Origin of the sequence: Microbacterium canaveralium, assembly GCF_047238045.1 — a bacterium.
Classification (GTDB): domain Bacteria; phylum Actinomycetota; class Actinomycetes; order Actinomycetales; family Microbacteriaceae; genus Microbacterium.
Window position 1 is genome coordinate 371,301 of the sequence record NZ_JBDFMA010000003.1, and the last position, 23,848, is coordinate 395,148.

Here is a 23,848-nt window from a genome sequence, read left to right on the forward strand (position 1 = left end):
GCCCCTCGAACCTCGTCCCCGTTATGACGCCCCTTGTCCCACTTATGGCTGATTCAGAGGCTCTCAACCAGCCATAAGTGGGACGAGGTGCAGCTCGAAAGGAACCACCGCACATGACCATCGACCTCACCCAGCGTCTGCGCGATCGCGTCGCCATCGTCACCGGCGGCGCGTCGGGCATCGGCTTGGCCACCGCCCGCCGCTTCGCCGCGGAGGGCGCGCGCGTCGTCATCGCCGACCTCGACGAGACGACCGGCGCCGCGGCGGCCGCCGAGGTCGACGGCGTGTTCCGGCAGGTGAACGTCGCCGACGAGGCATCCGTGAACGCCCTCTTCGACGGTGTCGCCACCGAGCTCGGCAGCGTCGACATCGCGTTCAACAACGCCGGGATCTCACCCGCGGACGACGACTCGATCGAGACGACCGAACTGCCGGCCTGGGACCGCGTGCAGGACGTCAACCTCAAGAGCGTGTATCTGTGCTCGCGGGCGGCGTTGCGACACATGGTGCCCGCCGGGCGCGGGTCGATCATCAACACCGCGTCGTTCGTCGCACTGCTGGGGTCGGCGACCTCGCAGATCTCGTACACCGCGTCGAAGGGCGGCGTTCTCGCCATGACCCGCGAGCTCGGCGTGCAGTTCGCGCGGCAGGGGATCCGCGTCAACGCGCTCTGCCCCGGCCCGGTGAACACCCCGCTCCTGCAGGAGCTGTTCGCGAAGGACCCCGAGCGTGCGCAGCGTCGCCTCGTCCACGTGCCGATGGGCCGATTCGCGGAACCTGATGAGATGGCCGCGGCCGTGGCGTTCTTGGCATCCGACGACGCCTCGTTCATCACCGCGACGGCGTTCGTCGTCGACGGCGGCATCACCAACGCCTACGTGACCCCCCTGTGACCCGGGTCATGACAGGCTGACGGGATGACCGAAGCGCCGCTCGACGACCTGCGGCGAGCCGTGTACCGGCCCGTCCGCAGCGGCAATGCGCTCGAGGACACCACGGCGCGCATCGTCCAGACCGTGCGGCTCGGGCTCGTCGCGCCGGGGGAGTCGCTGCCGGCCGAGCGCGAGCTCGCTGCGCTGTACGGCGTCAGCCGTGACACCGTGCGCGAGGCGATCCGTGAGCTGTCGGATGCCGGCTGGCTCGAGACGCGGCGCGGCCGCTACGGCGGCACGTTCGTCGTCGACCCGGTGCCCCGGCCCGCGAGTCCGGCGGAGGTGTCCGCCACCGAGCTCGACGACGTCGTCGCCCTGCGCGGCGTCCTGGAGACGGGGGCCGCGTGGGCGGCCGCGGGCCGCACGCTCGCCCCGGAGGAACGCGACGTCCTGTGGGCGCGGCACGAGGCCGCCGCCGTCGCCGACAGCGACGACTACCGCCGGCTCGACACGCTGCTTCACCTGACGGTGGCGGAGCTGTCCGGCATCCCCTCGCTCGTGCCCCTCGTGGCCGACAACCGGGCGCGGATCAACGCGTGGCTCGACACGTTCCCGCTGTTGCCGCGCAACATCGACCACTCGACCGCGCAGCACGCCGCGATCGTGTCGGCGATCCTCGCCGGGAGACCGGATGCCGCCCACGCGGCGATGCGCGACCACCTCGCCGGCAGCGAGGCGCTGCTGCGGGGGTTCCTCGCGTAGAGGTGTGGCGGGGCGCGGGTGCTTCGGGGGCGGGGCTGCAGCGGCGGGTCGGGGGCGCCGCGGCGGCCGCGGTAGTGAGGGGAGGGGATTCGGCGGAGGGAGGACCTGTCCGGGGGTTGGGGTCCTCCGCTCGCGGTATGTCCTCCGCTGGGCGCGCGGGCCGGGGTCCGCGATGCATCGGAGGTATCTCCTCCGCTGCGCGCGCGGGGTGGGGCGGACGCGACGCGGCCGGGGCGCCGCGGATAGGCTCGGGGGATGGCCGGCGGCAAGAAGCGCAAGGGGAAGAAGCCCGACGTGGAGTTCAAGAACACCGCCCTCACCGACGCCCTCCAGACCCAGGACATGGCGGCGATCGCGTTCGCTCTTCGGCACGGGCCGACTGTCGTGCCGCTGATGCGCGCGGGGGATGCCGACAATCCACTCGATGTCGGCGAGGTGTGGACGTACCGCGACCCGAACACCGGGCAGATCGCCCTGCTGCTGTTCAGCGACGCGGTCCACAAGCCCGAGACGCTGCCGCCGCACGTCGCGCTGCAGTCGCCGCAGTGGCTGCGCGCTTTCCTCGATCGTCACGGCGACGAGATCACGACGGTGTTCATCGACATCGCGGGCCCGCACCCGATTCAGGCCAGCCCCGCCGACCTCCTCGCCGCGCTCGAGGCCTGACGCGCGCCTTCGGGGCGTGTGGAGGGATGCCGCGACCCGGCGACACCCCGAGGGTGAAGTACCTGACTCGCGCGGGTGATGGGCGCGTGCAAGACTCAAGGCATGGAGTACCTGATCGCCGGTGCCGTGTGCGCCGCCGGACTCGTGATCCCCGCAGTGCTGGGCTTCACGTCGCCGCACCGCCGTCGCCGCTCGGCGCCGCCGGGTCGCTGATCCGGGGCTCTGCCCCACCGCGCGCAGCTCCGTCCGCCGGGGCGTCGGCCAGCCCCCCGTGGTCTCAGAACTCGGGTGCGACCTCGTCGCGTGGCATCCCGCGCACCTTCAGCTCGTTGAGAGCCTGCGCGAGCTTGCGCGACGAGGAGTCGAGCACGGTGTGATACCCGAGGCGCGCCGCCTCGGATGCCCGCTGCGCCGCCTGCGTGACGTTGCGGATCTCGCCGGTCAGCGTCAGTTCGCCGATCGCGGCGAGCCGCTTCGAGACCTTGCGGTTCTGCACGGCGTTCGCGACGGCGATCGCGATCGCGAGGTCGGCGGCCGGTTCGACGAGGCGTACCCCGCCGACGGTCGAGACGTACACGTCTTTGTCGGACAGGGAGACGCCCATGCGGCTCTCGAGGATGGCGAGCACCATCGCCACGCGCGAGGAGTCGACACCGTTGACGATGCGGCGCGGGTTCGGGGAGGTCTGCTTGACGGCCAGCGCCTGGATCTCGACGGGCAGCGCGCGGCGCCCCTCCATCGCGATCGTGACGCACGTGCCGGGCTCGGGATCGCCGTGCCCGAGGAACAGCGCGCTCGGGTCGCTGACCTCGGCGATGCCGCTGCCCGTCATGTCGAAGCACCCGACCTCGTCGGTGGGGCCGAAGCGGTTCTTGAGCGCCCGCACGAACCGCAGTGACGTCTGCCGGTCGCCCTCGAAGTGGCACACGACGTCGACGAGGTGCTCGAGCACGCGCGGGCCCGCGATCGTGCCGTCCTTCGTCACGTGGCCCACGAGGACGACGGGCAGCCCGCGCTCCTTCGCGACGCGGATGAGAGTGGATGCCACCTCTCGCACCTGAGCCGGCTGACCGGCGGCTCCGTCGCTGAGCGCCGATGACACCGTCTGAACCGAGTCGACGATGAGGAGTTCGGGTTCGACCTGGTCGATGTGCCCCAGGATCGTGGCCAGGTCGGTCTCGGAGGCAAGGAACAGCTCGTCGTGCAGTGCGCCGGTGCGCTCGGCGCGCAGGCGCACTTGCGCGGCCGACTCTTCGCCGCTGGCATACAGCACGCGGCGTCCGGCGCGGGCGCTCTGGGCCGCGACCTCGAGCAGCAGCGTGGACTTGCCGACCCCCGGCTCACCGCTCAGCAGAATGGCGGCGCCGGGCACGATCCCGCCGCCGAGGACCCGGTCGAACTCGCCGACACCGCTCGTGCGCCGCGGAGCGTCCTGCGTGTCGATCTCGGTGATGCGCCGGGCCGCGCGCGCGGCGCCGGGTGCGACCGCGGTGACCGATCGCGTGATGCCAGTCTGCTCCGCCGCCTCGACGACCGTGCCCCACGCCTGGCACTCGCCGCACCGGCCGACCCACTTCAGGGTCGTCCACCCGCACTCGGTGCACCGGTACGGAGCGGTCGTGGGGGAGGGACGACGGGATGCCATGCGCCCAGGCTACGCGGGCCCTCCGACATCGCCGATGCGGGGTGCGGATGGCATCCGGGTGCTCAGTCGCGCAGGGAGTCCGCGACCGTGGTGAGGGCGTCGGCCGAGCGGCGAAGAAGCATGAGCTCGCGGTCGGAGAAGGGTGTGCCGGTCAGGGGAACGGCGCCCTTGGAGCTGACGACCGACGGGACCGACAGCGCCATGCCGGAGATGCCGTGGAAGTCCTCGAGCACGGTGCTCACCGGGAGGATGGCGTGCTCGTCGCGGAGGATCGCCTCGACGATCCGGGCGCTGGACAGCCCGATCGCGTAGTTCGTCGCGCCCTTCCCCTGGATGACCTTGTACGCCGCGTCGCGGACGTCGATGGCGATGGCATCCAGTTCTGCCTCGTCGAAACGGGTGCCGTCGGGGAGGTCGTACTCGGTGATGGGGACCGACCCGATCGTGGCGGTCGACCACAGCGGGAACTCGGTGTCGCCGTGCTCGCCGACGATCCACGCGTGCACGCTGGAGGTCGCGACCCCCGCGCGCTGCGCGATCTTCCAGCGCAGGCGCGAGGTGTCGAGCACCGTGCCCGAAGCGAAGATCCGCTGCGTGGGGAGTCCCGTCGCCTGCTGTGCCAGGACGGTCAGCACGTCGCACGGGTTGGTGACGATGACATAGATCGCGTTGGGTGCCACTTCGAGCAGCTCGGGCATCATGCGCTGGATGATCCCGGCGTTGGTGGCGGCGAGCTCGGTGCGCGTCTGGCCAGGGTTCTGCTTCGCGCCGGCGGTGATGACCACGACGTGCGAGCCCTCGGCGACCGAGACGTCGCTGCCGCCGGTGATGTCGCTCGAACCGGTGAACTGCGTGCCGTGCGCGAGGTCGAGGACCTCGGCTTCGACCTTCGCCTCGGCGATGTCGTAAAGGGCGACGTGCCGGGCAGACCCGCGGATGAGGGACGCATACGCGACGCTGGCCCCCACGCTCCCCGCGCCGACGACGGTCAGTTTGGAGTTCTCGATCACGCTCATGATCTGATCCTGGCACCGGTGCGGGAACGCGACCAGGACGGTTCTTCGACGATGGAGGACCGGATGCCGAACGCCCGGCGGCGGCCGCGGCCGGGCGGGCGAGACGGATGCCGCACGGTGGCCGAACTCCTGAGGCTTTGGCTTCAGCGAGCTGAATACGGCCAGACCGAGACCGCGGCCTGCGGTTTCTCAGGAGTTCGGCCGCCGCGGCCGGGAGAGCGGGGACGCTCGGATTCGCGGCATCCTGCCGAGTGTCGTAAGCTGGTCGGCGGTGACGTGTCCGAGCGGCCGAAGGTGCAACTCTCGAAAAGTTGTGTAGGGTAACCCCCTACCGTGGGTTCAAATCCCACCGTCACCGCCACTTTCACCAGATCAGCCCCGCTTTCGAGCGGGGCTGATCTGCGTTGGAGCGACTCAGCCCCGCAGCGCGGTGGCGGCAATCTCCACGAGCCGGTGCGAGCGCGTCTCCTCGTGGGCGGTGATCGTCACCGCCGCGGAACGGTCGTTCGCGATGAAGACGTACTGGCCGTAGAGCCCGTCGAGCCGCCATCCGTCGCCCGGGCCCTGCCACGTCGCCAGGCCGTAGCGCGCGAAGTCGCCCTCGCCTCCGGTGTCGACGACGTCGGTGTGCATGGCATCCACCCACTCGGCGCTCACGATCCGTTCCCCCCGCCAGAGGCCCCCGCCGCGGAGGACGCGAGCGATCCGCGACAGCTCTTCGGTGTGGAGTTCCAGGCCGCTGCCGGCGATGATCCCGCCGCGCGGACAGCGGTGCCATTGCGGGTTGTGGATGCCGAGCGGGTCGAAGAGCCGGGGGAGGAGCCAGTCGCGGACGTCGCCGACGGCGGCTCCGAGCATGCGCATGGCCACGTAGGTGCTCGCATCCGAGTACTGGAAGACCGCGCCTGGACCCCGCGTGGGGCGGCGCAGCATCTCCTGCGCGAGGTCGGGCCAGGGGGCGGGCTCGCGTCCGAACCAGGTGAAGTCGATCCCGCTGGTCATCGTCAGCAGGTGCCGGAGCGTCACCTCCTCGACACCCTCTCCGAGCTGCATGTCGGGCAGCATCTCGCCCACTCGGGTGTCGACCGACAGGATGCCCTCGTCCGCGGCGATCCCCGCGGCCAGAGCGCTGACGCCCTTCGACACCGAGTAGACGTTCACGGGGTCGTCGCTGCGCCACCGGTGTTCGGCGGTGTCGCCGCCGAGTGCCACATGGACGCCGTATGCCCCGAGCCCCTCTCCGTCGATCGAGGCCACGATGCGGTCGAGGACGGTGGATGCGGATGCCACGGTGAAGCCTTCTTCCTCTGGCGGGGACCGAGCGGCTCGACGAGAACCGCACCCGGTGCTCCGTTCAGGATGGCAGGCCAACGGCCCCCGAGGTTCGCTCTCCCACGGGACCTTCGGCCCGTTCGGTTCCCCCGATCACTCCTAACTTTGGAGGAAAGGGAAAGCCCGAGGGCCCGCCATGGAGAACATCGTCGTCGGCGTCGATGACAGTACGGCATCGCGATCCGCGCTCGCGTGGGTGGCGCATCGCTGTGCGACGCGTGCGGCCAAGGTCGAAGTAGTGCATGTCGTGAGCAGTGTCGCCCCGCACGACGCGCCCGCGCGGGCGCTTCTGGCGCACGCGGAACGGATCGTGCACGAGATCGCTCCCGATCAGACCGTGCATCCGCACCTCGCCGAAGGGGGAGTGGCGCGAACGCTCGGCGAGCTGTCCGCCGCGGCGGATCTGCTCGTCATCGGCGTCGACCCCGACCGCCCGGTGCACACGGCGCTCGGCGGGTGGCTTCCCGTTCGCGTGATCGCCCGAGCGGTGCCGCCCGTGTGCGTCGTCCCCGCCGGGTGGGTGCCGCGCGAAGGAAGCGTCACGGTCGGACTGGGGGACGATCCGTCGTCGGCAGAGGCGCTGGACTTCGCGGCGAGAGAGGCCGAGGAAACCTCGCGGGGGCTGCGGATCGTCCACGCCTGGCGTCTTCCCGAGCCCGCGACCGACGGTTCCGCCGCCCTGCTGGTGCGACCGGATCGGCTCCTCCAGGAGCATCGCGACCTGCTCGACGCCGACACGCGGGCCCTTCGACGCCGGTTCCCGAAGGTGCACATCGAGTCGGACCTGGTCCGCTCGCATCCGGCTGCGGCTCTCCTCGACCACGCGGCGACCGCGACGATGATCGTCGTCGGCACCCATCGAGAGGGGGTGCTCGCGGGCGGCTACCTCGGGTCCGTCGCCCAGGACATCCTGTGGCGGGCGGGATGCCCCATCGTCGTCGTGCCGTCGGCGAGCTTCCCACCCCGAGGATCGCGACCATGAGCGGCGCCGTGCGCTGAGACGCAGGACGCCCCCGGCGACCGCGCGATATCGGCGAGATCCGGATCAGGCCAGCACGCGGGTCGGCGGCACCACGCAGATCGTCCGATGGAGTGAGCCGACGAGGTCCAGCCCGATCGATCCGACGAGTCCTCCGACGGCGATCCCGCGCCCGTGGGTGCCGATGACGACCATGCTGCTGCGATCGGCAGCGCGCGTGAGCGCGGAGGTGGGGTTGTCGCGCACGAGTTCGGTGACCACGGGGAGGCGCGGGTACTGCCGTGCGACCTCGGCGACGGCGGCATCCAGGATCTGCTCGTGCTCGGCGGCGACCCGCTGGGTGCTCGGCAGGGCGGAGGCGTGACCTCGGAGGAGGGAGCTGCCCATCAGCCACGAATGGAGGATGCGCAACGGGACGCCGGCGAAGGACGCCGCCCGGGCCGCGAAGAGGAGGGCCTGAGCGGAGGAGTTGTCGTCGTCCAGGCCGACGGTGACCGGATCGTCGGATGCCGACCACCCGGTGGGGACCAGCACGGTCGGTGCCCCGCTGCGAGCGGCCGCACGCAGCGGCATCCATGCGCTCACAGCCGACCGCATCCGGAACCCCGGCTCGATCCCCAGCACCAGCAACGCGGCTCCCCGCGCCACCTCCGTGAGGGTCGCGGGCATGAGCCCGTCAAGGCGGACGGCGGTGGCCGGTACGTCCGGAGCGAGGTCGCGCCACCGGCGGCTGGCGGCATCCAGGATCCTGTCCGCGGCGGCCCGGTCGGAGATGAACATGTTCGTGACCAGGACGATGTCGAGCTCGAAGCGTTCGGTTCGTGCTCGCTCTGCGGTCCACTCCAGCGCCGCCTCCGACGCGGCGCTGCCGTCGAATCCCAGAACGACCCGCTCCATGGCGCTCTCCTTCCGAACGCCCCGAGAATAGGCGGCGCGCCGTCGCGCGCGACGGGCCGAAAGTCCCGCGGGGTCAGAGCTCGACGGGTCAGAGGAGGTCGGGGTGCCCGAGCCGGAAGACGGCCGCCTGTGTCCGTGAGTCGACGCCGAGCTTCATCAGCACCGACGAGACGTAGTTCTTCACGGTCTTCTCCGCGAGGCCGAGACGCTCGCCGATCTGACGGTTCGTCAACCCGTCGGCGATGAGGGTGAGCACCTGCCGTTCGCGCAGGCCCAACGACCCCCACCGCGGGTCATCGTCGCCGGCCCCGTCGCGCAGGCTCGAGGCGGCTTTCGCAGCCGCCGCGGTGTTCAGGAGCGAGCGTCCGGTGCTGACGGCGCGGATGTCCTCGAGCAGGCGCATCGCGCCGATGTTCTTGAGGAGGTACCCCGACGCGCCGGCGAGCACGGCGGCGTAGGTGGCGGCGTCGTCGTCGTACGCCGTGAGGATCAGGCACGCGACGTGCGGCATGGAGGAGCGGATCCGTCGGCACAGGTCGATGCCGCTGCCGTCGGGGAGGCGCACGTCCAGAACGGCGACGTCCGGCCGGGCGGCTTCGATGCGCGCAAGTGCCTGGCGGATGCTGCCCGCCTCGCCGACCACCTCGAATCCGTCGGCGCCGTCGATCAGGTCGGACAGCCCGCGCCGCACGATCTCGTGATCGTCGACGAGGAACACGCGGATCATCGTGTCTCCCTTCGAGAGTCGCCGAGGGGAACGCGCCACTCGGCGCGCGTGCCGTCCGCGCCCGTGTCCACCGTGAGCGCACCGCCGCGCCCCTCGGCTCGCGCAGCGAGATTGGCAAGGCCGCTCCGCCGCGAATCCCGGATGCCGCCCCCATCGTCCGCGACTACGACCGTCACTGCGCTGCCGTCCACCCCCACGTCGAGCGAGATGCTGCGTGCGTCGGCGTGTCGCACGCTGTTGGTCAGGAGTTCGCGCGCCACCCCGACGATGTCGTCCGCCAGAGGACCGGTGAGGGCCGTGTCCACGGGGCCGGAGAAACGCAGCGCCGGCGGCCGCGGGAGCGCGCCCGACACCTCCGCCACGACATCGATGAGGCGGTGACGCAGCGAACTCCCGTCGCGCGCGGAGAGGGCGAAGATCACCGTGCGGATCTGCGTGATCGCGTCATCCAGTTGCCCGATGACCTCGTCCACGCGCGAGCGATCGTGCGTCTCGGCGAGCGTCGCGGCCATCGACTGCAGCGTCAGCCCTGCTCCGAAGATCTGCTGGATGACGTGGTCGTGCAGGTCGCGTGCGATGCGGGCGCGTTCCTCCGCCAGCATGGCCTTCTGCTGCTCCCGCCGGGCGTAGGTCAGCTCGAGGGCGATGGCCGCCTGCGAGGCCAGGTCGCCGAGGACCTCCCGCTCGACCTCGGTGAACTCGCGCTCTCCGGGTGCCCGCGCGACGGTCACGACCCCCCAGGTGCGCCGGCGCGTGCGCAGCGGCGCGGCGACGGCGGGCCCGATCTCATCGTCGACGGTCAGGACGGCCGGGTCGGTCGGTCCGGTCGAGCGTACGGCGGCGGCCATCCGGATGCCGCCGTGCTCCAGCGCTTCGCCCGCGATGCTTCCGCGCGTGACCGCGGTCGTGCCGAGGATGTCCAGCTCGCCGGACCCCCGCGCCGCGGCGACCCGGAGCACCTCGGCGACGTCGGTCGGGACGAGGACCGTGACGCGGCAGCTCGCGGCGAGGTCGAGGACGCGGCCGGCGACGAGGTCGAAGACCTCGTCCGGCGGAGTGGAGAGGATGGCCGCGGACAGCTCGGCCGTCGCCGCCGTCCAGGTCGCTCGCGTGCGGGCTTCGTCGAACAGTCGCGCGTTCTGGATCGCGAATCCCGCGGTGGATGCCAGACCCCGCACCAGTTCCTCATCCTCGGCGGAGAACGAACCGCTTCGCGCGTTCGTGAGATAGAGGTTGCCGAACACTTCTCCGTGCACCGAGACGGGGGCGCCGAGGAACGAGTCCATGCGCGGGTGGTGCGCCGGGAACCCCACGGCCCGCGGGTCGGTCTGCAAGTGCGCGAGCCGAATGACGCGCGGGTCGGAGATGAGCGCACCCAGGATGCCTCGCCCCCGGGGCAGTCGCCCGATGTCCTCGGTATCCCCCGGGGTGATCCCGACGTGGATGAACTGATCGAGGGACGCCCGGTCGGCGGTGAGCACGCCGAGCGCTCCGAACTCGGCATCCACCAGTTCGACGGCCGCCTCGACGACCCGACGTAGGACGACGGGCAGTTCGATCTCGCCGACCACCGTCTCCACCGCATGGAGGAGCCCCCGCAGGCGGTCGTGTGAAGAGGGCGCGCCGTCAGCCGATCCGTGACCTTCCGCGGAAAGCGATCCGAACCTCTCGCTCGTCATCGACCACCCCCTCTCCCCACCGCCTAATCTACGACCGGGCACCCGGTCTCGCCAGGACGGGGGGACCTTCGGCCCCTCCCGCGACACCGGCTCGGGGTGCACTGGACTCGGAGGTCCGCCATGAGCAACTCACCGAAAGTCCCGTCGTCCGTCACCGAGCTGAGCACCGCCGAGTGCTGGCGTCTCCTCGAGACGCAGGCCCTCGGCAGGCTCGCGCTCGTCGACGCCGGCGGGGAGCCCCTCATCTACCCCGTGAACTTCGCCAGCAGCGACGGAGCCCTCTACATCCGCAGCGCCTACGACGCCAAGCTGCGCCTCCTGCGTTCGCATCCCACGGTCGCCTTCGAGATCGACGGGAAGGATGCCGGTGATCGGTGGAGCGTCGTCGTGCGGGGCGACGCGGTTCACGTCGACGTGGATGCCGAGATCCGCCGCAGCCGCGAGACCGGGTTGCGGTCGATGAGCCCGACGCCGAAGCCGTACGTCATTCGTATCTCGCCGCGGACCGTGACCGGACGCCGGTTCCGGGAGCGCGACGACAGCGAGCCGCTTTGGTCGCGGATCTTCCGGACGCGGGAGGACACCCTTCCCGCGGCGGCTCGATCGCCGCACCCCATCGCAGGCATCACGCCCAGGGCGGACGCCTGAGCTTCCGTCGGCAGATATCCCGCGAAGACGCCCGGAGAGACCCTCGCTGATCGATGGCGTCGGGCGCATCCTTCCCTGGCGAGCCCGGCACACGGCGCTACCCGGTCGGGGGGTCCGTGCGACCGAGCTCGGCCAGGCGATCCCCCAGGAACGCCTGCTCCGCGGCGTTCGCCGTGAGTTCCATCGCGCGCCGGTACGCCGCCGCCGCCGCGGCGGCGTCGCCGAGGCGCTGCAGCAGATGGGCGCGGGCGGCGTGAAAGTAGGGATACTCGGCGAGCCGGGGATCGGCCGCCAGCTGGTCGAGGAGAGGCAGCGCTGCGGCGGGACCGTCGGCGAAGGCTACGGCGGCGGCCCGGTTGAGCGCGACCACCGGGGTGTTCCAGACCGCCAGCAGCAGGTCGTACATGTGCACGATGCGCGGCCAGTCGGTGAGCTCCAGGGACGGGGCCACGGCGTGCACACCGGCGATCGCTGCCTGCAGGGTGAACCGCCCCGGTGCGCCGGACGCCAGCGCCCCGGCGGTCACGGTGAGTCCCTCCAGAATCGCCCGCCGGTTCCACCGCGTCCGATCCTGGTCGGCGAGGAGGAGGAGGCGGCCCCGCTCGTCCGTCCGGGTTGCTCTGCGCGCGTCGGTGAGGAGCAGCAGGCCGAGGAGGCCGCGGGTCTCCGCCTGCTCGGGGAGCAACGCGGCCAACATGCGGGCGAGGTGCAGTGCCCGGTCGCAGAGGTCCTCCCGGACCAGCGTGTCCCCCTCCCCGGCCGTGTGGCCGGTGCTGAAGAGCAGATGGACGGCGGTGAGGACGCTGTCCAGCCGCTCCGGCAGCTCCGCGCGGCCCGGCACGCGGTAGGGGATCCGCGCTTCGGAGCCGATCTTCTTCTTGGCCCGGGTTATTCGTGCGGCCATCGTCGACTCGGAGACCAGGAACGCCCGGGCGACATCGGGGGTCGCGACTCCGCAGACCAAGCGGAGCGTGAGGGCGACGCGGGCCTCGGGCGCGAGGGCCGGGTGGCAGCACGTGAACACCAGCCGGAGCCGGTCGTCCGGCACCGCGGCATCGGGGTCGTCACCGTCCACAGGCTCGTGCGGGTCGACGCCCGCGGGCTCCACGAGGAGCGGGAGTTTTCGCCGAAGGGTGATTTCGCGGCGCAACCGGTCCAGCGCCTGATTCCGCGCCGTCGTTGTCAGCCAGGCGCCCGGCCGTGTCGGGATGCCGTCTCGGGTCCAGGCCTGCAGCGCACTGACGTAGGCCTCCTGGGCGCACTCCTGCGCCAGGTCGAGGTCGCCGGCCACGCGCACCGTCGCGGATAGCACGAACGCCCACTCGGAGCGGTGTGCCTCCGCCAGCGCGGCAACGACCGCGTCCGCCTGCGTGGCGGACGCGGTCGGCTCGTCGGCGGGAGAGATCAGAACGGATTCGCCGTCGGGTCCACGATGGGGCGCACCTCGACGCCGCCACCGGGTGCCGGGCAGAGCTTGCCGATCTCGACGGCGTGGTCGAGGTCGCGCGCCTCGACGACGTAGAAACCGCCGAAGGCCTCCTTGGTCTCGACGAACGGGCCGTCCGTCAGCGTGCCGCCCGCCTTGATCGTGGTGGCCGTCGTCGTGGACGCGAGCGCCGCGCCGCCCTCGATGGACCCGCCGAGCTCAGCGACCTGCTTCGTGAACGTGTCGTGCGCGTCGATCACCGCGCCCCACGCCTCGGGCGACATCGTCGCGTAGAAGTCCGGGTCTTCGTAGATGAGGATCGCGTATTTGGCCATGGGATGCCTCCTGCACTGGGTCGCGGGCCGGCCTGTCCGGCTCCGTCATCACTGACGACGAACAGCCTGCCGTCGGATCGACAGTCCGGCCAGATTGTTTTGAGAACTCTTCCGTTCGGCTGCGCGCGGGCCCCCACGCGGCCTCGTTCCGCATCCGTTCCCGCGGCCGGGTAGGCGACGCGCCACGATCACCGGACGATGACGGTGACCGTCGGCAGGTGCGACAGCACCGCGTGACTGGTCGAACCGAGCAGGAACCGCGCCACCGCTCCGCGACCGTGGCTGCCCACGACGAGGAGCCGAGCGGTGCGGGCCGTCCGGATCAGGACCTGCGCGGGGTAGCCGGACTCCACGACGGTCGTGACCGCGAGATCGGGATAGTCCTGGCGGAGCCCCGCGAGCGAGATGGCCAGCTCTTCCGTGGTCAGGTCCTGCATACGGTCGAGGTAGTCCTGCGGGTACTCGTCCAGCTCGAACGGCACCGGGACGGGCGACCAGGTCATGACCGCGGTCAGGTTCTCGCCCGCACGGTCGGCCTCCGCCGCGGCGAAGGCGATCGCCTTCTCCGACGCCTCCGACCCGTCGACGCCCACGACGATGCCCGTCTGCTCGCGCGCCACGATCTCGGGCACCACGACGACCGGGCAGCCTGCCGCGGCGGTGATCCGCACCCCGCGGACACCGCGGAGACTCGACCGGTCCTTCGCGAAGTCGCTGCCGATGACGAGCAGATCGGAGCGCTGGGACACATCGACGAGTCGAGCCACCGGGTCCCCTCGCTCGATCACCGTCTCGGCATCCACGCCCGCCGCGCGTGCCTGTTCTGCCGCGTACTCGAGGATCGCTTCGGCTCTGCGGGTGGCGTGAGCGATGAGGCTCTCTTCGCCGCCGATGCCCCACGCGGTTCCCACCACGGACACCAGCAGCAGCCGCTCTCGTCGCGCGACCGCGCGCTCGATCGCCCAGTGCAGGGCGTTCTGCGCCGCAGAAGCATCGGTGACTCCGACCGCGATCGTCCCGTTCATGATCCTTCCTCCGCTCGTGCCGTTCGTCGGCTCACTTTCGATTGTGCCGCCGACGGAACGAACGCCGCGGGACCTTCGGCCCGCCGCGAAAGGGGCCACCGGCGAAGACTCGACGTAGGCAAACGATCCAAGGAGAGATGATGCGCGCAGCAGTCGTCGAACAATTCGGTACGCCCGCGAAGGTGGAGGAACGGGCGATCCCTCACCCCGGACCGGGGCAGGTCCTGGTCCGCCTGGAGACTTGCGGCCTCTGCCACACCGACATCCACGCGATGAACGGTGACTGGCCGGTGAAGCCGCCCCTCCCGCTCGTGCCCGGCCACGAGGGCGTCGGCATCATCGAGGAACTCGGTGAAGGCGTGACCACCCGCACCGTCGGGCAGCGGGTCGCGATGCCGTGGCTCGGGCACGCGTGCGGCGAGTGCCGGTACTGCGTCGACGGGCGCGAGAACCTGTGCGAGCAGCAGTACAACAACGGGTACGGCGTCGACGGCGCCTACGCCGAGTACATGCTCGCCGACGCGCGCTTCGCCGTCCCGGTGCCGGACGGGGTCACGCCGCTGGACGCGGCGCCGCTGACCTGCGCCGGCGTCACCACGTACGCGGCGGTGAAGAACGCCCGGGTCACGCCGGGGGAGACCGTCGTCGTCTTCGGCGTCGGCGGCCTGGGACACCTGGCGGTGCAGTACGCGCGGCTCGTCGGGGCGAAGGTCATCGCGGTCGACGTGACGGACGAGAAGCTGCAACTGGCGACCGAGCTGGGTGCCGACCACGTCGTGAACGCCCGTACGACCGATCCGGTCGAGGCGATCCGGCAGTACGGCGGCGCCGACGCGGCGATCGTCCTCGCGGTCGCTCCCGCAGTGTTCCGTCAGGCATTCGACTCGTTGAACCGCGGAGGCCGTCTCGTGCTGGTGTCTCTTCCCGCCGACGGTGAGCTGACGATTCCGGTGTTCGACACCGTGCTCAAAGGAATCAGCGTCATCGGCTCGATCGTCGGCACGCGGCAGGATCTCGTCGAGGTCTTCGCGCTCCACGCCCTCGGCCGCACGCGGGTCATCACGCAGACCCGTGACCTTGCGGACGTCAACCGCTCCGTGGAAGAGGTGCTCGCGGGCTCTGTGCCGGCGCGTCTGGTGTTCGCGTACCACACGGCCGATCTGGTGCCCGTCACGGAGGCAGTGGAGACCGTGTCCTAGAACCGTCTCCTCGGGCCTGCCTCACGACGCCGGTCAGCTCCGCCTCTTGCGGGACTGACCGGCGTTCGGTCGTTCAGCCCAGCGTGACGAGCCGGGCGTCCCAGGGTCCCGGCCGCTGCCACGCCACGTCGTGCGCGACGTCCAGCAGCGCTCCGCAGTGCTCGCACACCTCGGAGCGCTCGGAGGCGACTCCGCATGCGCCGCAGATAACCGCGAACGGCGGGTCCTCATTCTCGGACGGGCGGTGCTCCCGCGCCCAGGCCGCATACGCCTGCAGGATCGGCAGCGCGTCGGTAGCAGCGCGAGTGGGGAAGTACTCGACGCGCGGGCGCGGTCCGGTGGTGTAGGCGCGCGTGTCGAGGAGGCCTGCCGACACCATGCCCGACAGCCGCGACGACAGCACGTTGTCGGCCGCGTCGAGTCGACGCTTGAAATCGTCGAAGCGGCGAGCTCCGGCAAGCGACTCGCGGAGGATCAGCAGCACCCACGGGTCGCCGACCGCGTCGATTCCGCGCGCGATCGGGCAGACATTGCCGCTCCAGTCCGATCTCAGGGGCATGGGTCCCTCCTTGACTTGCTTGAAGCAAGCATAACCGCTACCGTGCCATTATTTACTAGCTTAAAGAAAGTAAATGACGTGACCGACACCACCTCGACGAAGGCGGCTCTGCGCTCCCGCCCGCGGCCCGACGCCGCGGCCGTCATCCTCGCTGCGGTCGTGCTCAGCGCGCCGGTGGTCCGGGCCGGCATCCGTCCGTCCGCCCGTCGGGGCGGGCTCGATCACGTCCGCGGGAGCGGGCTCGAACAAGGAGAAGACAAATGACGCAGATTTCGGATGCCGTCGTGCTCGTCACGGGCGCGAACGGAGGCCTGGGCACCGAGTTCGTGCGGCAGGCCCTGGCGGGTGGCGCGAAGAAGGTCTACGCCGCGACCCGATCGCCTCGCGAGTGGGATGACCCCCGCGTCGTGCCCCTCGCCCTCGACGTCACCGATGAAGCCGCGGTCGCTCGTGCGGCCGCGGATGCCGCGGACGTCGACGTCCTCATCAACAACGCCGGCATCCTCCGACGGGGTGACCTGCTGACGGGCGATGTCGCCGACATCCGTGCCCAGCTGGAGACGAACCTGTTCGGGCCGGTCCTGCTGACCCGCGCTTTCGCGCCGCGCCTGATCGCCGCGAAGGGTGCCGTGGTCAACGTCGCGTCGGTGCTGTCGTGGCTGGCGTGGGGCAAGGGGTACAGCATCTCGAAGGCGGCGCTATGGTCGGCCACGGAGGGCTTCCGACTCGAGCTCGAGCCCCAGGGTGTGCACGTGGTCGGGGCGTATCTCGCCTTCACCGACACCCCGATGAATGACGGTCTGACCGGCCAGCAGATGAACGACCCCGCCGATGTCGTCGCCGCGATCTACGACGGCCTGCGCAGCGGGCACGGCGAGGTCCTCGCCGATGAGACCACGCGAGCGGTGCGGGCGGGGTTGTCGCACGTGGCTGACGCCGCCTGAGACGGGTCGGCCGGGAGGGGGCGGCGGGCGCGTCCGGCGCTCCCCTCCTCCACATCACGCCGCACACGCGATCTGTCCCCCATTCGCCCCCTGAGTCGGGTTCGATGTCGGAGGCCGTCGCTAGCATGCATACATGACTTTCGAGACGCGTCCGCCGCTCCCCGATGATGGGGTTGACGCCCTGTCGTCGGTGCTGGCCGAGGTGCGGGGAGTGGATGCCGAGGTGGCCTCCGCCGAAGCCCGCCGCACGCGCGCGCTGGCTCGCGCGGGTCATCTCGCCCTAGACGCGCCGGCCGGACTGCGGGCGTCGTCGAAGGCCGCGGAGATGGCTCTGCGGGAGGTGGCGTCCGAGATCGCGGCAGCATCGAATCTGTCGGACCGGTCGGTGCAGGCGCAGATCGGGCGGGCGATGACCCTCACCGATCACTTCCCCGTCACGCTCGACGCGTGGGAGGCGGGCGCGCTCACGCGGGCGCACGTGCGGGTGATCGTGGATGCCGGGATCCCGCTGCCGCTCGAGAGGCGCCACGAGTTCGACGTGCTCGCCGTCGCCACCGCCGAGGGGCTGAGTCCCGGACGGTTGAAGACGCGACTGGCCGCGTTGGTGGAGTCGCTGCAGCCCACGACCCTCACGGATCGTCACCGGCGGGGGCGCGAGACGCGGTGCGTCCGCGTGGTCGCGGGGGAGGATGGCATGTCCGACCTGATCGCGACGCTGCCCACGGTGCTGGCGGTGGGGATCTACGACCGGCTCGTGCAGCAGAGCGCAGCGATCATCGACCTGCGCCGAGAGGCGGCGCGCGGTGATGCCTCCGCGGAGGCACCCGCGAGCACCCGCGGGGGTGGCGACGAACGCGGTGACCGCTCGGAGGCCGGGACGACTCCTGCGCCCGACACCCGGACCGCCGACCAGGTGCGGGCCGACATCCTCGCCGACCTGCTCCTCACCGCCGCGCCGGATGCCGACCCGACCCGCGCCGACGACGGCCCCGGCACCCTCGGCGCGATCCGCGCACGGGTGCAGGTCATCGTTCCGGCGTTGACGATGCTGCGCCCCGGGGAGGAGAACTCCGACCCTGCCGACCTCGTGGGGCACGGTCCCATCGACGCCACCACCGCCCGGAACCTCGCGGAAGCCACAGCCGTCCCCTGGGACCGGGTCATCACCCACCCGGTCTCCGGTGCGGTGCTGCGGACCGACGCCTACCACCGCACCGCCGCGATCGACCGGCACCTCCGCGCCCGCGACCGACACTGCCGCTGGCCCGGCTGCGTCGCTCCCGCCGTCCGGTGCGAGGTCGACCACACCCACGACTACGCCCTCGGCGGCGCCACCGACGTGTCCAACCTCGCCCACCTCTGCCAACGGCACCACACCCAGAAACAGTTCACCCGGTGGAAGGTCAGACAATTCCCCGGCGGGGTGCTCGAATGGACCTCACCGGCCGGACGGGTCTACACGGACGAACCCTTGCCCTACTCGCCGGCGGTGAGGTTCGTCCCCGACGAGCATGCCGAGGCGTCGACTCATGCCGCGACATCGCCGCCACGCGTACCCGGCGGCCACGATCCCGAACCGGCACCATTCTGAACTCGGCCGGGCCGTCGTGACATGCCGCGCCGGCCCCTCCCGTTCTCGCTGCGTCCATGTGGCGTCTCCACGGCGGTCGTACCCTCGGAGGTGACACGCATGAGAACGGGGGCTCACATGACGACGTCCGCACCGCGAAGGGTCTCACGTCTGAAGATCCTCGGGATCTCGGCCCTCGTCCTCGCCGCGGTCGGACTCGGCGCGGGCTACCTGCTCGTCTTCAGCTGGGTGATCGACGAAACGCACTTCGATCGCCCGAGCGCGGAATTCGACCGCCTGGAAGCCGAGATCACGGCGCTGCCAGGTGTGGTCGCGGTCGACAAAGAGCGCTGGGTGGAGGCGCCGATCTTCTCGAACCCGTCGTCGGCCCTCCGGGTCACGCTCGACCGCGCCGCACTCCCCGCGCTGCTCGACCTGGCGTGCTCGTCCGACTACCGGGATCCCGTCGTCTGGGGACTCACGGTCCGTACCCCCGCCGGTGCCGAAGTGTCCGTGTTCGCCGAGCCCGCGGCATCCGGCTGCCCAGATTTCCCGGTCGATGTGCTGCCCACGGTGGACGCGGTGAACCGCCTCGCCCCGGGGCGCAGCATCCAGGCCGCCGTCTGGGAGAACGGTCGCCTCTCGTTCTCGGATCTGCTCGACGGACGCGACGACATCTCGACGATGATCCCGCTCGTCGCAGCAGCCGACGAGCTTCGACGGGCCGCCGATGTGGACGCCGACGGCGAGATCGAGATAAGCGGGCCACGACTGACCGCTGCGCCCGCTCCGGGGGAGTCCGCCGCGTATGCCGCGCTGCTGCGCACGCTGGTCGACGCCTACGGCGTGACGGGATTCTGGGACGGTGCGGGCGGGGGCATGCCGACCGACGGTGTCGCGAAGACGCAGATCCTGTGCGACCCGGCCTCCTCGACGGCCTCCGCGGAGGCCGTCGAGGAGGCGATCCGCTCCTCCGGCCTCCGTCTTGCCGACGCGCCCCTCGACTTCCGAAAGGGCTGATTCCGCCGTTCGCAAGTGCTCCTTCCGCGGGGCCCGTTGTTGCGAAGATGGCGGGATGGATGCCACCACAGGCGACGCCACGGCCGACACCGCCGCAGCACCCCCGACCGCCGACCCCGACGCGCGACGGGCCCACGCACTCGTCGTCGGGGTCGCCGCGACCGTCGCCTTCGTAGCCCTGCGCCTCGTTGTCGCGCTGACCGGATCCGCCCCGCTTCCTGTGGACGTGTGGTGGGACGACGCGATGTCGGCGCTCGCATCACCGGTGGGCGTCATCGTCGCGTGGGTCCCGGCGATCGTCGGCGGCACGATCGGCATGATCCTCATCGGGGTGGCCACCACGATCGTGTTCCTCGTCCTCCGCCGCCCGTGGGACGCGCTGAACGTCGGAGGATCCATCGCCCTCGTCGTCGCTATCGGTGCGCCGATGGCTGCGGTCATCGCCAGGGCGCGGCCGACCGATTCGCTCGCCGAGACCGTGGCGACCTCGTTCCCCTCGGGGCACACGGCCGTGGCCACGACGATCGTCGTGACGCTGGGGCTGATCCTGCGACGGCGCTGGGTGTGGGCGGTCGGGGTGGCGTGGGTCGTCCTGATGATGTGGAGTCGCACCTACCTCCACGCCCACTGGCTGTCCGACGTGACGGCCGGCGCGCTGGAGGGTCTCGCGGTCGCGACGATCGCGTGGTCGGCGATCGAAGTGGCTCGCGAGCGCCGAGCGCAACGGGCTGCCGCAGCCGCGCTCTGAGCGCTACGGTACACGGATGACTTCTGCCAGTGCAGCCGCCGACAAGGCGCAGGATTCGACCGCTTTCCGAGTCGCGGCCCGTGTCGGGTACGTCGTGCTCGGACTCTTGCACCTCCTCATCGGCGTGATCGCCATCGCCATCGCCACCGGCGGTGCCGGCGACAGCGCGGATCAGTCGGGAGCCTTCGCGCAGATCGCTTCCGCGCCGGCGGGACTGCTGCTCCTGTGGGTCATCATCGTCGGTCTCGTCGCCCTGGCGATCTGGCAGATCAGCGAGGCGATCGTCGAGCGGAACCCGGATGCCAAGAAGCGTTGGGGCTACCGCGCGAAGTATGTCGGCACGGCGGTGGCGTACGCCGCGATCGCCGGCACCGCCTTCACCGCGGCGATGGGCGGACGCTCGGACTCTTCGGCCTCGACCAAGAACCTGAGCGCCACCCTGCTCGCGTCGCCCGGCGGAGTGTTCCTCCTCGTCCTCGTCGGCCTGATCGTGGCCGCCGTCGGGGTGTCGTTCGTCGTGCGCGGCATCACGCGGGCGTTCCTGAAGAACCTGTCCGTTCCGAGCGGTCCGGCCGGTCGTGGCATCCGGGTGTTCGGAACCGTCGGCTACGTCGCGAAGGGCATCGCCGTCGGCGTGGCCGGCATCCTGTTCATCGTGGCGGCGCTCACGCACGACCCGAACGCCGCGAGCGGACTCGACGGGGCGCTCCGCTCGCTCGCGGGACTGCCGTTCGGGCAGGTCGTGCTGTGGCTCGTGGGCGCGGGGCTCGTCGTCTACGGCGTGTTCTGTTTCGCCCGCGCCCGCTACGCGCGGATGTAGGGCACGGCGGCGCCTCGCTAGTGTTCTTGGGGTCACCCGAAGACCCGGGGCACCGTCGCCCCGCCCGTTCCGCGCACCATGGAGCCCGCCATGACCGAGACCCTGTTCGACTACTTCAGCCACGGTGAGCTGCCGACACCGACCCTCCCGACCGCCGAGGCCGTCGAGCTGCTCCGCGAAGTGCACGGCCTCGAGGTCGAGCTGCAGGGTCTCGGCAGCCAGCAGGACCAGAACTTCCTCGTCCGTCCGGTCGATGGCGGTGAGCCGCTGGGGGTGCTGAAGATCAGCAACCCGGTCTTCAGCGAGATCGAGATCGAGATGCAGGATGCCGCGGCGGCAGCGGTCGCGAGGGCCGAGCCGGGGCTTCGTATCCCCGAGGTCGTCGACGGCCCGCGCGGCCCCGTGGCAGGGTGGTGGCAGACGAGTCAGGGGCGTCTGCACGCGCGGATCATCTCCTTCGTCTCGGGGGCGACTCTCACCGGTTCCGGATACCTCGCGCCCCGCGTGATCGAGCGGCTCGGCGAACTCGCCGCCGCCGTCAGCGTTGCGCTCGCGGAGGAGACCCACCCCGCTTCCGGTCGAGTCCTCCAGTGGGATCTGCGTCACGCCGAGCGGGTGATCGCCGAGATCGCGGCGACCGAACCGGATGCCGAGGTTCGGGAGTACTGCGCCGCGGCGACGGCCGCGGCGCTCGCCGTGCTGTCCCCGGTGGCCGACGGGCTCCCGCGGCAGCTCGGCCACTTCGACGTCACCGACGACAACGTCCTGCGCCCGCACGGTGTGGGGACGCTCCCCGACGCCGTGATCGACTTCGGCGATGTCATCGACTCGTGGGCCGTGGGCGAGATCGCGGTGACGGTGTCGTCGGTGCTGCACCACGACCGCGCGACATCCGTTTCGACCCTCCCCGCGATCGCGGCCTTCGACCGACGTCGTCCGCTCTCCGACGACGAGATCACGGCGCTGTGGCCCCTCGTCGTGCTGCGCGGGGTCGTGCTCGTGCTGAGCGGCCGTCAGCAGGTGCGGCTGGATGACGCGAACGACTACGCCAGCGGTGCCCTCGACCGCGAGTTCGAGATCCTCCGCCGGTCGGTCGCGGTGCCCCTCGAGGTGGCGACGGCCCGCATCCGTCACGCCCTCGGTCGCCCGTCCGCCCCCGCTCCGGCGTGGGAGGGGGCGTCGATCCTGCCCGAGACGATCCGCCCCGTCGTGCTGGATGCCACGACCCTTTCGCCGCTCGCGGACGAGGGCGCGTGGCTCGACGACGACGCCCTCGAGCGCGCAGCCCGGCGCCTCCTCGACGGGGGAGCCGACGCCGTCGTGCTTCCCGCGCTCGTTCCGACGCTGCTCGGTGCCCCCTCGCGCACCCCCGAGGAACCGGCGACGGTCCCCACGGCCGCGTCGGTGTGGTTCGCGGCTCCCGCGACGCTGACCCTGCCCGACGCTGCGCTCTCGGTGCGCGTGGGGGATGGCATCCTGCACTCGCCCGCGCGCACGGTCGACGTGCCCGCCCGGACGCGCGTTCGCGTGCTGCTCACGAGGCTCGACCCCGCCGACGTTCCGGATGCCGTGCGACCGAGCGATCTGCCCGGGTGGCGCGCCGTGATCGGTGACGCGACTGCCGCGCTCGGCGTCGCCGCGCCCGCAGCCGGCCCCGACGATCTGCTCGAACGTCGCGAGGCCGTCGTCGCCGAGGTGCAGGAGCACTACTACTCCCGTCCGCCTCGGATCGAGCGCGGCTGGCGCGAGTACCTCGTCGACGTTGACGGTCGCGTGTACCTCGACATGGTCAACAACGTCGCCTCGGTCGGCCACGCGCACCCGCGGATCCATGCCGCCGTGTCGCGGCAGACACGGCTGCTCAACACCAACTCGCGCTTCCACTACGCCGCGATCACGGAGTACGGCGAACGGCTGGCCGCGACCCTCCCGGACGAGCTCGACACGGTGTTCTTCGTCAACTCCGGCTCCGAGGCCGTCGACCTCGCGATCCGGCTCGGCCTGGCCGCGACCGGGCGCACGGACGTCGTCGCGATGGCCGAGGCGTACCACGGCTGGACCTACGCCAGCGACGCGGTGTCGACCTCGATCGCCGACAACCCGAACGCCCTCGAGACGCGCCCCGACTGGGTGCACACCGTGGATGCCGCCAACTCCTACCGCGGCCGTCACCGGGGTGCGGATGCCGCCCGCTACGCGCCCGAAGCGGTCGCGCGTCTGCGCGCGCTCGCCGCCGAGGGGCACGCGCCCGCCGCCTTCCTCAGTGAGACTTTCTACGGCAATGCCGGTGGCGTTGCGCTTCCGGACGGCTACCTGCGGGAGGTCTACGCGACGGTGCGCGAGCTCGGCGGACTCGCGATCGCCGACGAGGTGCAGGTCGGCTTCGGCCGCCTGGGGTGGTGGTTCTGGGGCTTCCAGCAGCAGGGCGTGGTGCCCGACATCGTCGCGGTGGCCAAGTCGATCGGCGGCGGCTTCCCGCTCGGCGCCGTGATCACGCGCCGCGAGATCGCCGACCGCTACCGCACGCAGGGCTACTTCTTCTCCTCCACGGGCGGCTCGCCGCTGTCGTCGGTCGTCGGGCTGACGGTGCTCGACATCATCCGCAACGAGGGGCTGCAGGAGAACGCCCGCGTCGTCGGCGGGCACCTCAAGGCCCGTCTCGAGGCGCTGGGGGAGCGGCATCCCCTCGTCGGCACCGTGCACGGGTCGGGGCTCTACCTCGGGCTGGAGTTCGTGCGCGATCGTGAGACCCTCGAGCCCGCGACCGAGGAGACGGCCGCGATCTGCGACCGCCTGCTCGAGCTCGGCGTCGTCATGCAGCCCACCGGCGACCACCAGAACGTGCTGAAGATCAAGCCGCCGCTGTGCGTCTCGCGCGACTCGGTCGACTACTTCGCCGACATGCTCGACCGGGTGCTGACGACCGGCTTCTGATCGCGCAAGCCCCGCATCGCGGTCGGGTCGGAGGAGTAGACCGGA

General features: G+C 71.3%; 23 protein-coding genes and 1 tRNA gene. 14 read left to right on the top strand and 10 right to left on the bottom strand.

Annotated features, from left to right (window positions below):
* Positions 1 to 113: 113 nt before the first annotated feature.
* From ABC271_RS02685 to ABC271_RS02695, 3 genes are all read left to right on the top strand, one after another.
* Positions 114 to 893: a 3-oxoacyl-ACP reductase gene (locus ABC271_RS02685; protein WP_412923373.1), complete on the top strand. Its 780-nt coding sequence runs from the start codon at positions 114 to 116 to the stop codon at positions 891 to 893.
* A gap of 24 nt (positions 894 to 917) precedes the next feature.
* The gene (locus ABC271_RS02690) at positions 918 to 1,634 is read left to right on the top strand and encodes a FadR/GntR family transcriptional regulator (RefSeq protein WP_412923374.1); all 717 of its coding nucleotides are present in this window, start codon (positions 918 to 920) and stop codon (positions 1,632 to 1,634) included.
* A gap of 255 nt (positions 1,635 to 1,889) precedes the next feature.
* Positions 1,890 to 2,300, top strand: a complete 411-nt coding sequence (locus ABC271_RS02695; protein WP_412923375.1) for a dehydrogenase — start codon at positions 1,890 to 1,892, stop codon at positions 2,298 to 2,300.
* A 277-nt stretch (positions 2,301 to 2,577) separates the two neighbouring features.
* On the opposite strand, the gene radA is transcribed toward ABC271_RS02695, so the two are convergent.
* Both radA and ABC271_RS02705 read right to left on the bottom strand, forming a co-directional pair.
* Positions 2,578 to 3,945 (bottom strand): DNA repair protein RadA, encoded by a 1,368-nt coding sequence (gene radA, locus ABC271_RS02700; protein ID WP_412923376.1) that lies wholly within the window; start codon positions 3,943 to 3,945, stop codon positions 2,578 to 2,580.
* 62 nt (positions 3,946 to 4,007) lie between these two features.
* On the bottom strand, positions 4,008 to 4,961 hold the full coding sequence (locus ABC271_RS02705; protein ID WP_412923377.1) for an L-lactate dehydrogenase: 954 nt from the start codon (positions 4,959 to 4,961) through the stop codon (positions 4,008 to 4,010).
* Between the two features lie 270 nt (positions 4,962 to 5,231).
* Here ABC271_RS02705 and ABC271_RS02710 point away from each other — a divergent pair.
* Positions 5,232 to 5,322: transfer RNA gene (locus ABC271_RS02710), tRNA-Ser, on the top strand.
* Positions 5,323 to 5,375: 53 nt separating this feature from the next.
* Here ABC271_RS02710 and ABC271_RS02715 read toward each other — a convergent pair.
* Positions 5,376 to 6,251, bottom strand: a complete 876-nt coding sequence (locus ABC271_RS02715; protein ID WP_412923378.1) for a serine hydrolase domain-containing protein — start codon at positions 6,249 to 6,251, stop codon at positions 5,376 to 5,378.
* A gap of 178 nt (positions 6,252 to 6,429) precedes the next feature.
* Between ABC271_RS02715 and ABC271_RS02720 the strand changes: the two genes are divergently transcribed.
* Positions 6,430 to 7,275 (top strand): universal stress protein, encoded by an 846-nt coding sequence (locus tag ABC271_RS02720; RefSeq protein ID WP_412923379.1) that lies wholly within the window; start codon positions 6,430 to 6,432, stop codon positions 7,273 to 7,275.
* A 63-nt stretch (positions 7,276 to 7,338) separates the two neighbouring features.
* Here ABC271_RS02720 and ABC271_RS02725 read toward each other — a convergent pair whose 3' ends face one another.
* The 3 genes from ABC271_RS02725 to ABC271_RS02735 all read right to left on the bottom strand — a co-directional run bounded on the left by ABC271_RS02725 (position 7,339) and on the right by ABC271_RS02735 (position 10,575).
* Positions 7,339 to 8,169: a universal stress protein gene (locus ABC271_RS02725; RefSeq protein ID WP_412923380.1), complete on the bottom strand. Its 831-nt coding sequence runs from the start codon at positions 8,167 to 8,169 to the stop codon at positions 7,339 to 7,341.
* Positions 8,170 to 8,257: 88 nt separating this feature from the next.
* Positions 8,258 to 8,896 (bottom strand): response regulator, encoded by a 639-nt coding sequence (locus ABC271_RS02730; RefSeq protein ID WP_412923381.1) that lies wholly within the window; start codon positions 8,894 to 8,896, stop codon positions 8,258 to 8,260.
* Positions 8,893 to 10,575: a sensor histidine kinase gene (locus ABC271_RS02735; RefSeq protein WP_412923382.1), complete on the bottom strand. Its 1,683-nt coding sequence runs from the start codon at positions 10,573 to 10,575 to the stop codon at positions 8,893 to 8,895. Before ABC271_RS02735 ends, ABC271_RS02730 begins: the two co-directional genes overlap by 4 nt.
* 120 nt (positions 10,576 to 10,695) lie before the next feature.
* Between ABC271_RS02735 and ABC271_RS02740 the strand changes: the two genes are divergently transcribed.
* The gene (locus ABC271_RS02740) at positions 10,696 to 11,223 is read left to right on the top strand and encodes a pyridoxamine 5'-phosphate oxidase family protein (RefSeq protein ID WP_412923384.1); all 528 of its coding nucleotides are present in this window, start codon (positions 10,696 to 10,698) and stop codon (positions 11,221 to 11,223) included.
* A 97-nt stretch (positions 11,224 to 11,320) separates the two neighbouring features.
* On the opposite strand, the gene ABC271_RS02745 is transcribed toward ABC271_RS02740, so the two are convergent.
* The 3 genes from ABC271_RS02745 to ABC271_RS02755 all read right to left on the bottom strand — a co-directional run bounded on the left by ABC271_RS02745 (position 11,321) and on the right by ABC271_RS02755 (position 14,009).
* Entirely contained in the window at positions 11,321 to 12,535 is a 1,215-nt protein-coding gene (locus ABC271_RS02745; RefSeq protein ID WP_412923385.1) for an RNA polymerase sigma factor, read from the bottom strand.
* Between the two features lie 92 nt (positions 12,536 to 12,627).
* Positions 12,628 to 12,984: a YciI family protein gene (locus ABC271_RS02750; protein ID WP_412923386.1), complete on the bottom strand. Its 357-nt coding sequence runs from the start codon at positions 12,982 to 12,984 to the stop codon at positions 12,628 to 12,630.
* 188 nt (positions 12,985 to 13,172) lie between these two features.
* Complete coding sequence (locus ABC271_RS02755) at positions 13,173 to 14,009, bottom strand: universal stress protein (protein WP_412923387.1); 837 nt, start codon at positions 14,007 to 14,009, stop codon at positions 13,173 to 13,175.
* 140 nt (positions 14,010 to 14,149) lie between these two features.
* Between ABC271_RS02755 and adhP the strand changes: the two genes are divergently transcribed.
* On the top strand, positions 14,150 to 15,208 hold the full coding sequence (gene adhP / locus ABC271_RS02760; RefSeq protein ID WP_412923388.1) for an alcohol dehydrogenase AdhP: 1,059 nt from the start codon (positions 14,150 to 14,152) through the stop codon (positions 15,206 to 15,208).
* A gap of 73 nt (positions 15,209 to 15,281) precedes the next feature.
* On the opposite strand, the gene ABC271_RS02765 is transcribed toward adhP, so the two are convergent.
* Positions 15,282 to 15,767, bottom strand: coding sequence for a winged helix-turn-helix transcriptional regulator (locus ABC271_RS02765; RefSeq protein WP_412923389.1), 486 nt, complete (start codon positions 15,765 to 15,767; stop codon positions 15,282 to 15,284).
* Between the two features lie 78 nt (positions 15,768 to 15,845).
* Here ABC271_RS02765 and ABC271_RS02770 point away from each other — a divergent pair, with 78 nt between their 5' ends.
* The 7 genes from ABC271_RS02770 to ABC271_RS02800 all read left to right on the top strand — a co-directional run bounded on the left by ABC271_RS02770 (position 15,846) and on the right by ABC271_RS02800 (position 23,803).
* Positions 15,846 to 16,031 (top strand): hypothetical protein, encoded by a 186-nt coding sequence (locus ABC271_RS02770; RefSeq protein WP_412923390.1) that lies wholly within the window; start codon positions 15,846 to 15,848, stop codon positions 16,029 to 16,031.
* Positions 16,028 to 16,711: an SDR family oxidoreductase gene (locus tag ABC271_RS02775; protein ID WP_412923391.1), complete on the top strand. Its 684-nt coding sequence runs from the start codon at positions 16,028 to 16,030 to the stop codon at positions 16,709 to 16,711. The genes ABC271_RS02770 and ABC271_RS02775 overlap by 4 nt, the downstream gene beginning before the upstream one ends.
* 133 nt (positions 16,712 to 16,844) lie before the next feature.
* Positions 16,845 to 18,302 (top strand): HNH endonuclease signature motif containing protein, encoded by a 1,458-nt coding sequence (locus tag ABC271_RS02780; protein ID WP_412923392.1) that lies wholly within the window; start codon positions 16,845 to 16,847, stop codon positions 18,300 to 18,302.
* Positions 18,303 to 18,419: 117 nt separating this feature from the next.
* Positions 18,420 to 19,301 (top strand): hypothetical protein, encoded by an 882-nt coding sequence (locus ABC271_RS02785; protein ID WP_412923393.1) that lies wholly within the window; start codon positions 18,420 to 18,422, stop codon positions 19,299 to 19,301.
* A gap of 55 nt (positions 19,302 to 19,356) precedes the next feature.
* Positions 19,357 to 20,049: a phosphatase PAP2 family protein gene (locus ABC271_RS02790; RefSeq protein ID WP_412923394.1), complete on the top strand. Its 693-nt coding sequence runs from the start codon at positions 19,357 to 19,359 to the stop codon at positions 20,047 to 20,049.
* A gap of 16 nt (positions 20,050 to 20,065) precedes the next feature.
* Positions 20,066 to 20,869, top strand: a complete 804-nt coding sequence (locus ABC271_RS02795) for a DUF1206 domain-containing protein (protein WP_412923395.1) — start codon at positions 20,066 to 20,068, stop codon at positions 20,867 to 20,869.
* 90 nt (positions 20,870 to 20,959) lie between these two features.
* Positions 20,960 to 23,803, top strand: coding sequence for an aminotransferase class III-fold pyridoxal phosphate-dependent enzyme (locus ABC271_RS02800; RefSeq protein ID WP_412923396.1), 2,844 nt, complete (start codon positions 20,960 to 20,962; stop codon positions 23,801 to 23,803).
* The last annotated feature ends 45 nt before the right edge of the window (positions 23,804 to 23,848 follow it).

Excerpts from the sequence above, each read along its gene's own strand:
- ABC271_RS02685 (WP_412923373.1), top strand. The coding sequence starts at position 114 with ATGACCATCGACCTCACCCAGCGTCTGCGCGATCGCGTCGCCATCGTC.
- ABC271_RS02690 (WP_412923374.1), top strand. The coding sequence starts at position 918 with ATGACCGAAGCGCCGCTCGACGACCTGCGGCGAGCCGTGTACCGGCCC.
- ABC271_RS02695 (WP_412923375.1), top strand. The coding sequence starts at position 1,890 with ATGGCCGGCGGCAAGAAGCGCAAGGGGAAGAAGCCCGACGTGGAGTTC.
- radA (WP_412923376.1), bottom strand. The coding sequence starts at position 3,945 with ATGGCATCCCGTCGTCCCTCCCCCACGACCGCTCCGTACCGGTGCACC.
- ABC271_RS02705 (WP_412923377.1), bottom strand. The coding sequence starts at position 4,961 with ATGAGCGTGATCGAGAACTCCAAACTGACCGTCGTCGGCGCGGGGAGC.
- ABC271_RS02720 (WP_412923379.1), top strand. The coding sequence starts at position 6,430 with ATGGAGAACATCGTCGTCGGCGTCGATGACAGTACGGCATCGCGATCC.
- ABC271_RS02725 (WP_412923380.1), bottom strand. The coding sequence starts at position 8,169 with ATGGAGCGGGTCGTTCTGGGATTCGACGGCAGCGCCGCGTCGGAGGCG.
- ABC271_RS02730 (WP_412923381.1), bottom strand. The coding sequence starts at position 8,896 with ATGATCCGCGTGTTCCTCGTCGACGATCACGAGATCGTGCGGCGCGGG.
- ABC271_RS02735 (WP_412923382.1), bottom strand. The coding sequence starts at position 10,575 with ATGACGAGCGAGAGGTTCGGATCGCTTTCCGCGGAAGGTCACGGATCG.
- ABC271_RS02740 (WP_412923384.1), top strand. The coding sequence starts at position 10,696 with ATGAGCAACTCACCGAAAGTCCCGTCGTCCGTCACCGAGCTGAGCACC.
- ABC271_RS02750 (WP_412923386.1), bottom strand. The coding sequence starts at position 12,984 with ATGGCCAAATACGCGATCCTCATCTACGAAGACCCGGACTTCTACGCG.
- ABC271_RS02755 (WP_412923387.1), bottom strand. The coding sequence starts at position 14,009 with ATGAACGGGACGATCGCGGTCGGAGTCACCGATGCTTCTGCGGCGCAG.
- adhP (WP_412923388.1), top strand. The coding sequence starts at position 14,150 with ATGCGCGCAGCAGTCGTCGAACAATTCGGTACGCCCGCGAAGGTGGAG.
- ABC271_RS02765 (WP_412923389.1), bottom strand. The coding sequence starts at position 15,767 with ATGCCCCTGAGATCGGACTGGAGCGGCAATGTCTGCCCGATCGCGCGC.
- ABC271_RS02775 (WP_412923391.1), top strand. The coding sequence starts at position 16,028 with ATGACGCAGATTTCGGATGCCGTCGTGCTCGTCACGGGCGCGAACGGA.
- ABC271_RS02780 (WP_412923392.1), top strand. The coding sequence starts at position 16,845 with ATGACTTTCGAGACGCGTCCGCCGCTCCCCGATGATGGGGTTGACGCC.
- ABC271_RS02785 (WP_412923393.1), top strand. The coding sequence starts at position 18,420 with ATGACGACGTCCGCACCGCGAAGGGTCTCACGTCTGAAGATCCTCGGG.
- ABC271_RS02790 (WP_412923394.1), top strand. The coding sequence starts at position 19,357 with ATGGATGCCACCACAGGCGACGCCACGGCCGACACCGCCGCAGCACCC.
- ABC271_RS02795 (WP_412923395.1), top strand. The coding sequence starts at position 20,066 with ATGACTTCTGCCAGTGCAGCCGCCGACAAGGCGCAGGATTCGACCGCT.
- ABC271_RS02800 (WP_412923396.1), top strand. The coding sequence starts at position 20,960 with ATGACCGAGACCCTGTTCGACTACTTCAGCCACGGTGAGCTGCCGACA.